The following is a 14,115-nucleotide window of genomic DNA, read 5'->3' as shown; positions in this document are numbered from 1 at the left end:
CGTCGCCGAGGGCTAAGGTCACCGCACTGAGTGGATCGAACAGGTCAATCCCGTTGTCAGCCATGGTGATTCCCAAGGCCGAGCACAGATTGCCGGGGCCGCGCGCGAACGCGACGGGACGGATCGACTCGCCGCGTCGGGCCTGGGCGGTGTCGGCGCCGTCCTCGACCGCGGCGGCCCGCAGCAAAACCGCCGCCGCGATCCCGTCCGGCCCGCACGAGACGTTGGCGCAGACGTGAATTCCATGGCTGCGGTAGGTGTAGAGCCGGCCCGGGGGACCGAACATGATGCCGTTGCGGGGGCTGCGCCCGCGATAGGAATGCGCCGCGGCGTCCGGCCAGGGGCCGTCCGGAGTCCCTCCGTAGGCTTCCACCTCAACGACGATCCCGCTTACGCCCCGCCCGTTGAGGGTGGCGCCAAGCAACCGGTGTGCCGCCTCGACCGGGTCGACTAGCAGCTGGCCTGCACCCACCCGGCGAATCTACCGACAGCAGCGACGTGGCAATATCCCGGTGTCTCGGGATCGTTCGAAGGAGCCCACACCATGCATGCGATCGACCCTGCCGCCACCGCCTGGCTGTTGGCCAGTACCGCTCTGGTCCTGCTGATGACTCCGGGCCTGGCGATCTTCTACGGCGGCATGGTCCGCACCACCGGCGTACTCAACATGATCATGATGAGCTTCATCTCCATACCGGTGGTCACCGTGGCGTGGCTGCTGGTCGGCTACACCATCGCGTTCTCCGAAGACGGCGCGGGCGGGTTCGTCGGCAACCTCAAACACATCGGGATGCTGGGCATCACCCCAGACAGCGTGCACGGTGCGGTACCCGAGTTGCTCTATGCCACCTTCCAATTGACGTTCGCGATCATCACCGCCGCGCTGGTCAGCGGCGCGATCGCCGACCGCGCCAAGTTCGCGGCCTGGATGGTGTTCGTCGTCGTGTGGGCTGTCGTCGTGTATTCGGTTGTCGCGCATTGGGTCTGGGGGCCCGGCGGCTGGTTGGCCAAGCTCGGGGTGCTCGACTACGCGGGCGGCCTTGTCGTCGAGATCGTTTCGGGCTCGTCCGCGCTGGCGCTGGCGCTGGTGCTCGGGCCCCGCATCGGCTTCAAGAAAGACGCCATGCGCCCGCACAACCTGCCGCTGGTCCTGCTCGGTGTTGGCTTGCTGTGGTTCGGCTGGTTCGGCTTCAACGCCGGTTCGGCCTTGGCGGCCAACGGAACCGCCGCGGCCATCTTCCTCAACACCCTCGTCGCCGGCTGCCTCGGCATGCTGGGGTGGCTCTCGGTCGAACAGATCCGCGACGGCAGGCCAACCACATTCGGTGCGGCCTCCGGTGTGGTCGCCGGCCTCGTCGCGATCACCCCGTCGTGCGGAACCGTCAATACGCTCGGCGCGGCGGTGGTCGGCCTGGCGGCCGGGACCGTGTGTTCGTTCGCGGTTGCCGCGAAATTCCGCCTCAACTATGACGATTCGCTGGACGTGGTGGGCGTGCACTTCGTCGGCGGCGTTGTGGGCGTGTCACTGATCGGGCTGCTCGCTACGGCGGTGATGACGTCAGGCCCGCAGGGCCTGTTCTACGGAGGCGGCTTCGGCCAGCTGGGCAAGCAGACTCTCGCGATCGTGGTCGTCGCGCTCTATGCGTTCACGATGTCGTTCGTTCTGGCGAAGGTGATCGACCGGGTGATGGGCTTCCGGGTCAGCGCGGAGGACGAGACCAACGGCATCGACTTCACGCAGCACGCCGAGACCGCGTACGCCGAGGGCGTGCACGGCCACCTGCCGGCGTTCCGCCCGGGAATCGATAAGCGGTCGACGTAATCCGCCCATAGGGAGATTTTCGTCCGCGATATCACCTGCGACATCGCACAAAAACGCGCCGCATGGTCCCCGTGCGGTCCATGGCACCCAGCTAGGCCTTGACAACGCCCCAGCGGCGGCGAAGTATTCATCACATGATGACTTCATCGCGTGATGAATTAATCGTCAACCGCCAAGAGCCGGCCGTCAGCATTGACCACCTGCGGGTGATCCGTGGAAAACGCCCGGCTCTGCACGATTTCTCCGTGCAGATCGCCCGGGGCAGCATCACCGGCCTGCTCGGCCCGTCCGGCTGCGGCAAGACCACGCTGATCCGGTGCATCGTCGGCACCCAGATCGTGGCGTCGGGTAGCGTGACGGTGCTCGGCGAGCCCGCCGGCTCCGCGGCGCTGCGGCGCCGCGTCGGCTACCTGCCCCAGGACCCGACGATCTACAACGACCTGCGCATCGTCGACAACGTCCGCTACTTCGCGGCGCTGTACGGCTACGACAGCCAGGCGGTCGACACCGCGATCGAACGCGTCGGACTGGACGACCACCGAACCGCGTTGTGCGGCAACCTTTCCGGCGGTCAGCGCACTCGGGTGTCGCTGGCGTGCGCGCTGGTCTGCCAACCCGATCTGCTCGTGCTCGACGAACCCACGGTGGGCCTGGACCCGGTCTTGCGGGCCGACTTGTGGGAGCAGTTCAACGAACTCGCCCGCGGCGGAACGACGTTGCTGGTTTCCAGCCACGTGATGGACGAGGCCGACCACTGCGGAGATCTGCTGCTGATGCGCGACGGCCACCTGGTCGCTCACACCACCCCGACCCGACTACGAGAGGACACAGGATGCACGTCACTGGAGGACGCGTTTCTGTCGATCATCAGGCGCAGCACCACGCGCCAGGCGGGCTGAACCTCAGGGGGTACACCGCCAGCACCACACGGATCCTGCGTCAGCTGATTGGCGACCGCCGCAGCGTCGCGATGATCCTGGCGGTGCCCATCTTGGTCATCACGCTGATGTACTTCATGTTCCAGAATGCGCCGCACCGGCCCGGCACCCCGACACCGTTCAACAACGCCTGCCTGATCCTGCTCGGCCTCTTCCCGCTGTTCGTGATGTTCATCATCACCGCGATCACGATGCAGCGCGAGCGCGCCTCGGGGACTCTGGAGCGCATACTGACCACCCCACTGCGCCGGCTGGATCTGCTGATCGCGTATGGCACCGCCTTCTCCATAGCCGCTGCGGCACAGGCCATCCTGGCGTGTGGTGTGTCGTTTTGGTTGCTCGGCTTCGACACGGCGGGCAGCCCGGTCTGGGTGTTCGTCATCGCGATCGTCAACGCCGTGCTGGGCGTCGGGCTTGGCCTGCTCTGTAGCGCGTTCGCCCGCACCGAATTTCAGGCCGTACAGTTCATCCCGCTCGTGATGGTGCCGCAGCTGTTGCTGGCCGGCATCATCGTGCCGCGCGCGCTGATGCCGCACTGGCTGCAGTGGATCAGCAATGTGCTGCCTGCCAGCTACGCGCTGGAAGCCCTGCAGCAAGTGGGGGCGCACACCGAACTCACGGGGACCGCAGTGCGCGATATCGTCGTCGTCATGGGATTCGCCTTCGCCGCTCTGTGTTTGGCCGCTGCGACGTTGCGGCGACGGACGCCCTAGTGGCGATCGCAAGCGCGGCGCAGCCGGGCGCAGCGGGTCGCCACGGAGGGTCCTAGTGGCGATCGCAAGCGCGGCTCAGCCGGGCGCAGCGGGTCGCCAGTGACGGCCACCAACACCGGGCGGCGGCGCGGACGACCGCCCGGTGGCTCCGACACCCGAGAGCGCATCCTGGCTAGCGCTCGAGACTTGTTCGCCCGCAATGGAATAGGCAATACCTCGATCCGCGCGGTAGCCGCGGCAGCCGGAGTGGACTCCGCGCTTGTGCATCACTATTTCGGCACCAAGGAGCAGCTGTTCGCCGCGGCCGTCCGCATTCCGATCGACCCGATGGAAGTCATCGGCCCGATGCGGGAAGTGCCCGTCGAGGAGCTTGGCCATACCATCCCGTCAATACTGTTGCCGCTGTGGGACTCCGAAATCGGTGCGGGCTTCATCGCGACGCTGCGATCGATTCTGGCCGGTTCGGAGGTGAACCTCTTCCGTACGTTCATCCAGGACGTCATCGCCGTCGAAGTGGGTACCCGCGTTGACAATCCGCCGGGAAGCGGGATCGTTCGCATCCAATTCGTCGCGTCGCAGCTGGTGGGTGTGGTGATGGCGCGCTACATCCTGCAGTTGGAGCCGTTCGCGTCGCTGCCACCCGAGCAGGTCGCCCAGACCATCGCGCCGAACCTGCAGCGCTACCTCACTGGGGATCTGCCGGACGGCCTCGTTCCATGAGCCGGGCGTGCTCCTCGTCATCGACGTCGCGGGCCTCGTCGATCAACAGCACCGGGATGCCGTCTTCGATGCGGTAGGCCCGGTGCAGTCGCGGGTTGTAGAGCACTTCCTCCCCCACCAAGACCAGCGGGCCGCGGTCGGCGGGGCACACCAGGATGCTCAGCAGCGAATCGTCGATCATGACGGGGAACCGTTCAGTTCGGAACGCACCCCGGCGGTCAGCCGGCGGTACTGTTCGGCTTGCGCATCGAAATACCAGACGTGGCGCCCCGCCTTCGGAAGCCCGGCGGCCCGTAGGGCGCTGACGGTCGGACGGTAGGTCGCGCTCAAGGTCATCTCCGGCACCACGCACACGATGTCGGGCCCCAGACCGATGGGCAGCTGTTCGAACGCTTCGGTCAGGTCGGCCGCGGTGATGGAGGCTCCCGGCAGCAGCGTCACCGCCGAGACCGCCACCTCGTGATCGCCCACCGGCACGTTGTAGGTCACCGCCAGGTCGATGCCGTTGACGCAGCCCAGTGCGTCGGTGACGGGCTCGGCATAGACGAGGCCACGCGCGGTGTGGACCACCGAACCCCGCCGGCCGGCCAACCAGTAATCGCCATCGTCGTCGCGATAGAACAAGTACTCGGTCGAGATCCAGGTGTCGCCTGCGGCGAAAACCCCGCGTTTGACCGAAGCGGTCGGGTCGATCGGGCCGTTGGAGGCGGCGAGCAGCACTCCGACCTGGTGGGGTTCGGCTACCTGCACGAAGCCGCGCTCGGTTTCCAGGATCAGGTCGTGTTCGGTGTCGTAGGCGCCCAACTCGATACGCCCGGCGCCCGGCAGCGGGCGACCCTTGCTGCCGACCTTGGCGCCCGAGACGTTGGCCAGTACCGCCTGGCCGTCGGTGGTGGCGAAGAACTCGACCACGTGGGCGGGCGCGAACGCATCGACGACGCGTCCCCACAGTCCGGTCGGCATACCGGAACCGATGAAAAGCCGCACGGGATGATTGCCGTGCAGCACGAACGCGGGGTCGTCGACGATCTCGGCGAGCATGGCCCACGTGTAGGAGACCACGGTGACGCCGTATTGGCGCACCTCCTGAACGAATCGGTCCCGGTCCAGGCCGCGTGACAGGGCGACGCGGGTGCCGCCCACCACGGCGCCCCCCAGGCTGACCAGCAGCGCGGACTCGTGGTGCAGCGGCGTGAGGCAGTAGACGGTGTCGCGGCGGTCCAGGGCGGCCGTCGAGGCGGTACCGAAGGCCGATACCGCCCAGCGGTAGTTGGTGATCTGCTTAGCCACCAGCTCGCCACCGGCCGCGCTGAACGCGACGAATGCCAGATCGCGGGCCAGCCCCGGGTTGGGCCGAAACCACCCGGGCAATTCGACGGCATCCGGATCGATCTGTTCCATGTCGATGACGTCGGAGTTCTCGGGCAGGTGCAGATCGCGTGCCTCACCGCCACCGAGCACCAGCACCTGCCGCAGCCCTTGGCGGTCGGACGCCAGCACCGCGTCGAGGTTGGTGGGGTCGGTCAGCAACTCGGTCACTCCCCCGAGCCGCACCGATGCGGTCAGGTCGGCGTCCGGTCGCATCACCACCGCGATGGCACCGAGCCGGGACAAAGCGGCGATGGCCACGAGCGCGCTGGGTCGGGTCTCCATCAGCACGCCGACCCGGTCACCCTGTCGCACCCCGACCTCGATGAGGCCACGCACGACGTTGTTGATGCGCTTGTTCACGCCTTCGTAGGTGTGCACGCGCCCGTCGAATAGAAGGAACTCGCCCTGCGGGGCGTCGTGCGCCTGCTCGTCGATGATGCGGCCGAGCGAAATCCGGGTGTGGTCGTTGAGCTGACCCAGGCGCGCCAGTCGCGGCAACGTGCGGTAGGTCTCGATGGCGATGGTGCGCATGGATTTGTTCGCCGTGACGACCGTGGTGGCCGCGCCGCGGGCCAGCGCCAGCGCCGCCTCAGAAACTTCCCCGAGGCCATGTGCGATCCGTGAGCTCAACGCCACACCGCTGTCGGTGTGCTCAGGCTGGTCGGCCATCAGGTCGATGCTGTCGGGCTTGTCGCCGCCGGTGGAAAGCCATTCCACCCATTCGGCCACCGTCGGCCAACTCTGTTGCGCCGCCTTGGTTCCGACGACCAGTCCGAAATGCCCTGTCCGGATCCGGAATTCGTAGACTTCGGCGTCAGGTGCCGCCCGCCGGATGCCGCGCACCGAGGCCGGCTGGCCGATGTCGTCGACCTCACCGATAAACGCCAGCACCGGGCAGGTGATGTCGGTGAGCGTGACCAGTTGGCCGTTGACGGCGAAACCGCCGGTCATCATCCGGTTGTGGGCGATGAATTGCTTGAGCAGTTCGGAGATCGCCGGGCCGGACCACGCGATCCAGCCTTCGCGTTCGAGGAACCTGCGCTGTTGTTCGCGCGGCAGGAGCGCCTCCCGATCGTGCAACTGCCGCACGAAGTCGACCCGGGCCTTGGCGGTCTTGAGCGGGTCGAGCATCTGAAAGCCGGTGCGCGCCATCCAGCTTGGGATGTCCAGTCGGCTGAAGACGTGATCCGCCATGAAGTTCGCGGCGGGCGCGGCGAAGTTCGCCGGGATGCCCATGGGCAACGCAGCCAGGGTGTCAACCGGTGAACCGAAGGTGACGATGCTGGCCAGACTTTTCGAACGCCGGTAGGCGGCTACCTGGTAGCACCACATGCCACCCTGCGAATAACCGACCAGATGGATGTCGTTGCCGGTGACCTCCTTGACCGTGTCGATCGCCTGACTGAGAGCGACGATGTGGTCGGCCAGGGTGCGGCGCATGCCGCCTTCGACCTTGTCGGGTTCGCCGAAGTCAATGACCCACGGATCGATCCCGTGGGCGTGCAGGATTCCTACCGCACCTTCCTCGCGGGTGACGTCCCACATGTTGGCCGACATCATCATCGGGTGCACCATCAGCACCGGCGGTCCCGCGGGCGACTTGCCGCGCCGACTGTCCGGCGGGAAATACCGCCGGAGCTTGTACATCGGCACGCTCTCGACGATCTGCGACGGCGACGGCACGCTGCCCGTTTCCAAGCCCCCCAGCCGCAAGACCTCCAGCCCGTTCTGCGCTGTTGCGATCAGCCGCTCGACCGGTCTTGTGACCAATGAAAAATTGAGATCCACCCGCTGCTCCCTGACTCTTGACAGCTTGGACATCATGGCACATCAGGCCAGCTGCGCGGCCGGCATCACCAGCCGCTGCAGCCGTTGAGGTCGATCGTCGACCCCGGCCCCGCGCCGTCCAAGGCCGCGGAGTCAGCCGCGTCTTGTTCAGTCGATGTGCATCGGTGGGTCGGCAAAACCGAGCTCCGGAGGGCCCTGGTTGGGGCCCATCACATCGCAGTGCCCGTCGGGCACCAGGTAGGAACTGGCACCGTTCGGGATCAAGTGCGGAACGGCCACGCAACGTTGCCAGGTCCCGTCGGGCTGAATGGGCCCGTCGCACTTGCTGATCACACCTCCCCCGTACTGGCAGCCGGCGGCGGCCGGCGGCGCAGAGGCGATCAGCCCGGCGGCCATCAGCAGCGCGACCGATCCTCCGACGATGCCGAGCTTCATGGTCGCCTCCCGTCACGTCGCCGTTAGGGCGTTAATGACGCTACCGCTTAGGGACGGCCACCGGGCCGTCCCGTCGATTCGGCTACCGTCGGGCCGGTGGCGCACCTACTGGGAGCTGAGGCCGTACATCTCGAATATCCGACTCAAGTGGTGTTCGACGCGCTCACGCTCGGAGTCAACGACGGCGCGCGCATCGGCATCGTCGGCCGAAACGGCGACGGCAAATCCAGCCTGCTGCGCCTGCTGACGGGCGAGCAGCAGCCCGACTCCGGCCGGGTCACCCAGCGCAGCGGGCTGCGAGTCGGCGCGCTCAGCCAGGCGGACACGCTCGATTCGGACCACACCGTGGGCTGGACGCTGGTCGGCGACCAGCCCGAGCACCAGTGGGCCGGCGACGCGCGGGTGCGCGACGTGGTCGGCGGCCTGGTGTCCGACATCGACTGGGACGCAACGGTCGGCACACTCAGCGGTGGCCAGCGCCGGCGGGTGCAGCTGGCCCGACTGCTGATCGGCGACTGGGATGTCGTCGCCCTGGACGAGCCCACCAACCATCTCGACATCGAGGGCATCACCTGGTTGGCCGACCATCTACAGCAGCGGTGGGCGCGCAACACCGGCGGGCTGCTGCTGGTGACGCACGACCGCTGGTTCCTCGACGAGGTCGCCAACACGACCTGGGAAGTGCACGACGGCATCGTCGAGCCGTTCGAGGGCGGATACGCGGCCTACGTGCTGCAGCGCGTCGAGCGGGATCGGGTGGCGGCCGCCGCCGAAGCCAAGCGGCAGAACCTGATGCGCAAGGAGCTGGCGTGGCTGCGCCGGGGCCCGCCGGCGCGCACGTCAAAGCCCAAATTCCGGATCGAGGCCGCCAACCAGCTGATCGAAGACGTTCCGCCACTGCGCAACACCGTCGAGTTGGCCAAGCTGGCGACCGCGCGACTCGGCAAGGACGTGATCGACCTGCTCGATGTGTCGGTCTCGTACGGCGGTCGCCCGGTGCTGCGCGATGTCGAGTGGCGGATCGGGCCCGGGGAACGCAGCGGCATCGTCGGGGCCAACGGCGCGGGCAAGTCGACCTTGCTGGGTCTGATCGCCGGTACCGTCACACCCGACAGCGGGCGCGTCAAACACGGCAAGACCGTCAAACTCGCCGTGCTCGACCAGCAGGGCGACGCGCTGGCGACGCTCAACGACGACCGGATCGCCGACGTGCTGGGCAGGCTGCGCAATGACTACCAGGTCGACGGCCGCGAAGTGACCCCGACCCAATTGTTGGAGCGACTCGGATTCGGCCGCGGCCAGCTGTCCGCGCGGGTCGGCGAACTCTCCGGTGGCCAGCGGCGTCGGTTGCAGCTGATGCTCACGCTGCTGTCCGAACCCAATGTTCTGCTGCTCGACGAGCCCACCAACGACGTCGACACCGACATGCTCACTGCCACCGAAGATCTGCTCGATTCGTGGGCGGGCACGCTGATCGTCGTTTCGCACGACCGATACCTGCTCGAGCGGATCACCGATCAGCAGTACGCCGTTCTCGACGGCCGACTGCGACACCTGCCCGGCGGCATCGACGAGTACCTGCGGTTGGCCGCCGACCGGACCGCGACGGCGGCCGCGGCGCCCGAACCGGCCGAGCCGCCGCAGGCAATGTCCGGGGCGCAGCGCCGCGCCGCCGAGAAAGAACTGGCCTCGCTCGACCGTCAGCTGACGCGGCTGGCCGACCGGATCAAGGGCAAGCACGCCGAGCTCGCCGAGCATGACCAGTCGGACCACGTCGGCATCACCCGGCTCACTCAGGAGTTGCGCGCACTCGAGGACGAGGTTGCGCAGACGGAGGGCCGCTGGTTGGAACTGTCGGAGACACTCGAGTAGGCGGACCCTCAGCGTTGTCGCACCGATTGGCGACGTTGCGCTTTGGGCAGTGTGTCCAGCAGTTCGCGGTACGGGCCTACTAGGTAGGCCGTGTCGCCGGCCCGGAGCTGTGTGCCGCGGCGCGGGTGCAGCCGGGCGGGCTCTGAATCCCGGGTGATCGCGATGACGCGGGTCTGGGTCGACTTCTCGAACACCCGCAGGCCGTCGAGCTCGCTGCCGGCCTCGACGTGCATCGCGCCGACCATGTAGGTGCTCTGGCCGATCGAAAAGGTGTCCAGCACTTCGAGACCCATGGCGGCGCCGATGAACCACGGGGTGGCCAGCTCGACGGTCGACCTCACGTTCTCGAAGCCGAACCGCTGTCCGACCGCCAAACCCAGTTCGCGGTCGTAAACCCGCAGCACCAACGGGACCTCGGGCCGGTTGAGCGCTGGTGGCGCCTCGCCGCCGTACATCTCCCCCAGCACGATTCCGGTCTCGATGTTGACCATGTCGTCCTGCGTCAGCACCGCCACCGCTCGTGCGCGGTCGACGCAGGCCGCCTCGAGTGTCTGTTCCATCGTCGCGTCGCCGAAGATAACTGGTACGCCGAGTTCGGCAGCGACGGGCAGGAACGGATTCTCGTCGTCCTGCTCGATGATCGCGACGCCGTGACCGGCGGCGGTGAGTTCTCCGACGACGCGAATCCCGACCGAGCCCAGTCCGACGACGACGACGTGGTCGCGCATGTGGCGCACCCGCCGTCTGCCGGCGGTTTGCACGAAGCGACGCGACAACAGCAGGTCGGCGATGAACGCGATGAGTACCGCGGTGGTCGTCATGCCGGCGAACATCAAACTCACGCTGAAGACCCGCAACCAGGTTGGCTGTTCAGCGAAGCTGAAATCGCCGTACCCCACCGTCGTGATCGTCTCGGCGCTGAAGTACATCGCGTCCAGCCACGTCATCCCGGGGGCCCGCTGGTAGGCGAACCGCAAGACGATCGTCGAACCGAGCATCAGGGCCACCCCGATGACGAATGCCGGATAGAACGCGGGATTGACATCGTCGCGCGCGGTGCGTACGGCGTCGAATACTCGCCGGAAAACGCGTGAGCGCGAACGCATCACGATCGGGCGCGGGCCCTTGACGCCGCGGGCGGCAAGCTCGTCGGCGGTGCCGATCACCGCCGTCCAATCGCCAGCGTGCACCGGCAGATCCCGGCCCGGGCAGGCCACCACCGCGCCGGGCGTTGTGGAGTTCTCACCGCGAATCACCGCGATCGGCGCCAGGTCCCTGTCGATGTCGCGCAGTGTGGCGTCGTGCGTCGCCTCGCTGCCCCACACAGCGAATTTGAAGCCGGCCGCCTCGAACGTGTGGGTGCTGCTCGCCAGACATGCCTCGACGACCGACGGCGCCGCGAGGTCAGCCACGTCGAGGATCGCTCCGGGCCCGTTATCGGCTGCCATCGCCATGCGAACCACGTCGTTGTCCAGGCGCACCACGACGCGCACGCCCGGGTTGGCTTTTCTTGCCAGCAATGCGATTTCGATATTCGTCGAGTCGTCGTCCCCGGCGCAGACGACCGCGAGCGCGCGAGCGACGCCAGCATCGGCGAGCTCGACCGCGGCCAGCTTGACCACCTTCGCGCCGGCCCGGGTCAGCTCGGCGACGATGGTCGTCGCCAGGGCGTCGTCACCGCTGACGATGATGTGACCTTCGGGAGGTGGATCGAAGTCGACATCGAATTTGACGGGGTCGACCCGGCGGCGGGTCCACCGTGGCTTGAGGACGTGCACCATAGACAACACCCACTTCTGCTGACACTGGTCCCCCGAGCAGCATACGAATCAGCTAGTGCGGTGTGCCCAAAAGGCTGTGCGGGAACCAAATATGACCGATAGGAATGGCGGAGCCGGACTATCGCACGGACTCATATAGCCCTCACCTCCTTGCCGCCGGGACACACGCGGGTGCCGCCATCGCTTCACGTGCACGGGTGCGGGCACGTCCGGCCCGCGGCCGGACGAATACACCTCTCTCGTCAGAGCTTTGGCACTGCACGGCGTATCCGGACTTAGCCGATGGCCGCGACCCGCTGCGCCCGGCTTCGCCGCGCTTGCGATCACTCCTAGTCCGGAAGCCACTTTGGCTCAACCCTTATGCCGGGAGGAGCTGTCCTGACCCGGGGCGTCTTTCGACGTTCGGGGTCAGTGGCCTGTGTCCGTGCAGACGCCTCACCTAGCGAGGTGCTTGCAGGCTCCAATGATGCTGACTCGACCAGAGCAAGTCAATCCGCGGCGGCGGATCAGTGCCAGCGCAAAAGCACCAGCTCCGAGCCGAAGCCGGGGCCCATCGCGAGCAGCACGCCGGGGCTTCCGCTGGGCGGCGGTTTGGCGATGGCGTCGCGCAGGATGTGCAGCACCGAGGCCGATGAGAGGTTGGCGATCTCGCCCAGCGAGCGCCAGGTGAGCTCCTGCGCGTCCGACGGCAACTCGAGGGTGTTACCGATCGCGTCGATGACCTTGGGACCACCGGGATGCGTCACCCACGCGCAAACGTCGCCCTTGGTCAGCCCGTTCGCCGCAAGGAAGCGATTGACGTCGTCGGCGAGATACCGATCGATGAAGTTGGTCAGCTCCGGCGACATCACCAGCTGGAGTCCGGCGGAGCTGACGTTCCAGCCCATAACGTTCAGCGACTCGGGGTACAGCCGGCTACGCGAATCCAGGATGTCGGGTCCACCGGGATTCAGCTGTTCGGCGCGACGGTCGCCGACGGCCACCACCGCGGCCGCCCCGTCGCCGAACATCGCCGTCGCGACCAAACCCGACACGGTCGGCTTGACCGCCGGGAAGCTCAGCGAGCACAGCTCCACCGACACCAGAACCGCTACACCGTCGGGCGCACCGCGCAGGTAGTCGTGCAGCCGGCCCACCCCCGCCGCGCCGCCCGCGCAACCCAGGCCGAACAGCGGCACCCGGCGCACGTCCGGCCGTAGGCCGAGACGTCCGGCGATCCGGGCATCGAGGGAGGGCACCGCAACACCGGTGACCGTCGTGGTGGCGATCATGTCGACGTCTTGGGCCTGCAGGCCGGCTTCGTCGAGTGCGCCGAGCAGCGATTCGCAGCCGAGCTCCACAGCCTTTTCGATGAAGATCTCGTTCGCTTCGCCGAATTCGGTCAGCGACGAGTACCGCTCCAGCGGCAGGACGAAATGGCGGCTGTTGACCTTCGCTCCGCCGTGCAATCGCCGGACGATCCCTTCGTGTTCCTGCAACACGGGGAACTTCACGATCTGGTCGGTGATCTCGCTTTGGCTGTAGCGATACGGCGGCAACGCACCGAAAACCCCTGCGATGACGCTCATGCCCCACCCTCTTGCTGATAACCAGCACAAACGGGACTCCCGTTGATGCTGGAAAGTTTAGGTCGTCCCAACCGGCCGTGCAAAAACTTGGTGTATTGAACATGTGTCATATAGCGGCGCCGAAATGGCCGCGTAATCAGGCCTGCCAGCACGGGTTTCGTCATTCGACACCCTCGCGGTCAGCCGCGTTGAGCGCCAGCGCGATCAATGCCTCGGGGCTCAGCGAGTCGATAATGTCAGCACTGACAGCGCGATCGGCGACCGACTCGTTCGACCCGTGGGCAAGGAATAGAAGTTTGTCCAGCAAGCCGGTTCGCCGGAGTTCGTGCAGAGGAATCTTCCTCAGCTGCGACCAGACCTTTTCGTCGTCGGATTCGTCGTCATCGGCATGCAATAGTTGCTGCCGGAGATGGTCGGCCAGCGCTGCGGGAGTCGGGTAGTCGAAGATCAATGTTCGCGACAAAGCCAACCCGGTATCGAAAGTGAGACGGTTGCGCAGCTGGACTCCGGTCAGCGACTCAAACCCGAGGTCGTGAAAGGCGCGTTCGGGATTGATGGCGTTAGTGTCCGGATGCCCCAACACGACGGCCGCGTGTTCGCACACCAATGCCAACAGCCGGCGTTGTTGCTCGTCGGGTCGCAGCTCGTACAACTGCGCGGCTAGGTCCGGTCCCTGACTTACCTTCGCAGGCGCCGTTTTTGATTCAGGGCCGAGCCAAAACTGTTGTCGAGCAAAAGCATAGGTGGGCAGGCCGACCCGTCGCGGATGGAGGCCGATGAAAGTCTGGGTCCAGTCCAGATCGACACCGGCGGTGAACAGTTGCCCGGCCGCGCCGAGCAGGGATTCGACTTCGGCGTGATCGTTCGGCATGGTCACCACCGAGAGCGCACCTGCGGTGGTCAGCGATTGATCAACCGCCGCGCTCAATGCGGCACCGGGACCTAGTTCCAGGAAGACAGTGGCGCCCAAGGCCTCGGCGGCGCGCACGCTGTCGAAGAACCGGACCGGCCGGCGCACATGGTCGACCCAGTACTGTGCCGACCCATAGTCCGGCTCGGCCAATTGCCCAGTCAGGTTGGACAACAATGCGATTCGCGGCTGTCCCA

12 protein-coding genes and 1 riboswitch are annotated in these 14,115 nt (G+C 66.7%); of the genes, 5 read left to right on the top strand and 7 right to left on the bottom strand.

Annotated elements, in window-relative coordinates; translation table 11 throughout:
* Window positions 1–472: DNA-3-methyladenine glycosylase (locus JOZ00_RS17615; protein WP_293345820.1), on the bottom strand; the 472-nt coding region annotated here is incomplete at its 3' end.
* A 72-nt stretch (window positions 473–544) separates the two neighbouring features.
* On the opposite strand from JOZ00_RS17615, the gene JOZ00_RS17610 reads away from it, so the two are divergent.
* From JOZ00_RS17610 to JOZ00_RS17595, 4 genes are all read left to right on the top strand, one after another.
* Window positions 545–1,822 carry an ammonium transporter gene (locus JOZ00_RS17610; RefSeq protein ID WP_293345818.1) on the top strand — a complete coding sequence of 426 codons (1,278 nt, stop codon included), beginning with the start codon at window positions 545–547 and terminating at the stop codon, window positions 1,820–1,822.
* Window positions 1,823–1,956: 134 nt separating this feature from the next.
* Window positions 1,957–2,721 carry an ABC transporter ATP-binding protein gene (locus JOZ00_RS17605; RefSeq protein ID WP_293345816.1) on the top strand — a complete coding sequence of 255 codons (765 nt, stop codon included), beginning with the start codon at window positions 1,957–1,959 and terminating at the stop codon, window positions 2,719–2,721.
* Window positions 2,655–3,473 carry an ABC transporter permease gene (locus JOZ00_RS17600; protein ID WP_293345814.1) on the top strand — a complete coding sequence of 273 codons (819 nt, stop codon included), beginning with the start codon at window positions 2,655–2,657 and terminating at the stop codon, window positions 3,471–3,473. Before JOZ00_RS17605 ends, JOZ00_RS17600 begins: the two co-directional genes overlap by 67 nt.
* Before the next feature lie 99 nt (window positions 3,474–3,572).
* Window positions 3,573–4,193 (top strand): TetR family transcriptional regulator, encoded by a 621-nt coding sequence (locus tag JOZ00_RS17595; protein ID WP_293345812.1) that lies wholly within the window; start codon window positions 3,573–3,575, stop codon window positions 4,191–4,193.
* On the opposite strand, the gene JOZ00_RS17590 is transcribed toward JOZ00_RS17595, so the two are convergent.
* The 3 genes from JOZ00_RS17590 to JOZ00_RS17580 all read right to left on the bottom strand — a co-directional run bounded on the left by JOZ00_RS17590 (window position 4,159) and on the right by JOZ00_RS17580 (window position 7,787).
* Complete coding sequence (locus tag JOZ00_RS17590) at window positions 4,159–4,374, bottom strand: Trm112 family protein (RefSeq protein WP_293345811.1); 216 nt, start codon at window positions 4,372–4,374, stop codon at window positions 4,159–4,161. The two genes, JOZ00_RS17595 and JOZ00_RS17590, sit on opposite strands and share 35 nt — an antisense overlap.
* Window positions 4,371–7,385, bottom strand: coding sequence for an acyl-CoA synthetase (locus JOZ00_RS17585; RefSeq protein WP_293345809.1), 3,015 nt, complete (start codon window positions 7,383–7,385; stop codon window positions 4,371–4,373). The genes JOZ00_RS17590 and JOZ00_RS17585 overlap by 4 nt, the downstream gene beginning before the upstream one ends.
* A gap of 114 nt (window positions 7,386–7,499) precedes the next feature.
* The gene (locus tag JOZ00_RS17580; RefSeq protein ID WP_293345807.1) at window positions 7,500–7,787 is read right to left on the bottom strand and encodes a hypothetical protein; all 288 of its coding nucleotides are present in this window, start codon (window positions 7,785–7,787) and stop codon (window positions 7,500–7,502) included.
* A gap of 96 nt (window positions 7,788–7,883) precedes the next feature.
* Here JOZ00_RS17580 and JOZ00_RS17575 point away from each other — a divergent pair, with 96 nt between their 5' ends.
* A complete protein-coding gene (locus tag JOZ00_RS17575; protein ID WP_293345805.1) occupies window positions 7,884–9,659 on the top strand; it encodes an ABC-F family ATP-binding cassette domain-containing protein in 1,776 nt (591 codons plus the stop codon).
* Window positions 9,660–9,667: 8 nt separating this feature from the next.
* Here the strand turns inward: JOZ00_RS17575 and JOZ00_RS17570 are convergent, their stop codons facing one another.
* The 3 genes from JOZ00_RS17570 to JOZ00_RS17560 all read right to left on the bottom strand — a co-directional run.
* Window positions 9,668–11,440 (bottom strand): NAD-binding protein, encoded by a 1,773-nt coding sequence (locus JOZ00_RS17570; RefSeq protein WP_293345803.1) that lies wholly within the window; start codon window positions 11,438–11,440, stop codon window positions 9,668–9,670.
* Between the two features lie 227 nt (window positions 11,441–11,667).
* Window positions 11,668–11,894, bottom strand: a riboswitch (M-box (ykoK) riboswitch).
* 52 nt (window positions 11,895–11,946) lie between these two features.
* Window positions 11,947–13,008, bottom strand: a complete 1,062-nt coding sequence (locus tag JOZ00_RS17565; RefSeq protein ID WP_293345801.1) for a 3-oxoacyl-[acyl-carrier-protein] synthase III C-terminal domain-containing protein — start codon at window positions 13,006–13,008, stop codon at window positions 11,947–11,949.
* 160 nt (window positions 13,009–13,168) lie between these two features.
* The coding region (locus JOZ00_RS17560) for a phosphopantetheine-binding protein (RefSeq protein ID WP_293345799.1) at window positions 13,169–14,115 on the bottom strand (947 nt) is incomplete at its 5' end.

The sequence above is a fragment of the Mycobacterium sp. genome, from assembly GCF_019243155.1.
GTDB lineage: Bacteria > Actinomycetota > Actinomycetes > Mycobacteriales > Mycobacteriaceae > Mycobacterium.
Note: the sequence above shows the minus strand (reverse complement) of the source record. Positions and strands in the feature narration are given on the sequence as shown.

Excerpts from the sequence above, each read along its gene's own strand:
- JOZ00_RS17610 (WP_293345818.1), top strand. The coding sequence starts at position 545 with ATGCATGCGATCGACCCTGCCGCCACCGCCTGGCTGTTGGCCAGTACC.
- JOZ00_RS17585 (WP_293345809.1), bottom strand. The coding sequence starts at position 7,385 with ATGTCCAAGCTGTCAAGAGTCAGGGAGCAGCGGGTGGATCTCAATTTT.
- JOZ00_RS17600 (WP_293345814.1), top strand. The coding sequence starts at position 2,655 with ATGCACGTCACTGGAGGACGCGTTTCTGTCGATCATCAGGCGCAGCAC.
- JOZ00_RS17570 (WP_293345803.1), bottom strand. The coding sequence starts at position 11,440 with ATGGTGCACGTCCTCAAGCCACGGTGGACCCGCCGCCGGGTCGACCCC.
- JOZ00_RS17590 (WP_293345811.1), bottom strand. The coding sequence starts at position 4,374 with ATGATCGACGATTCGCTGCTGAGCATCCTGGTGTGCCCCGCCGACCGC.
- JOZ00_RS17605 (WP_293345816.1), top strand. The coding sequence starts at position 1,957 with ATGATGACTTCATCGCGTGATGAATTAATCGTCAACCGCCAAGAGCCG.
- JOZ00_RS17565 (WP_293345801.1), bottom strand. The coding sequence starts at position 13,008 with ATGAGCGTCATCGCAGGGGTTTTCGGTGCGTTGCCGCCGTATCGCTAC.
- JOZ00_RS17580 (WP_293345807.1), bottom strand. The coding sequence starts at position 7,787 with ATGAAGCTCGGCATCGTCGGAGGATCGGTCGCGCTGCTGATGGCCGCC.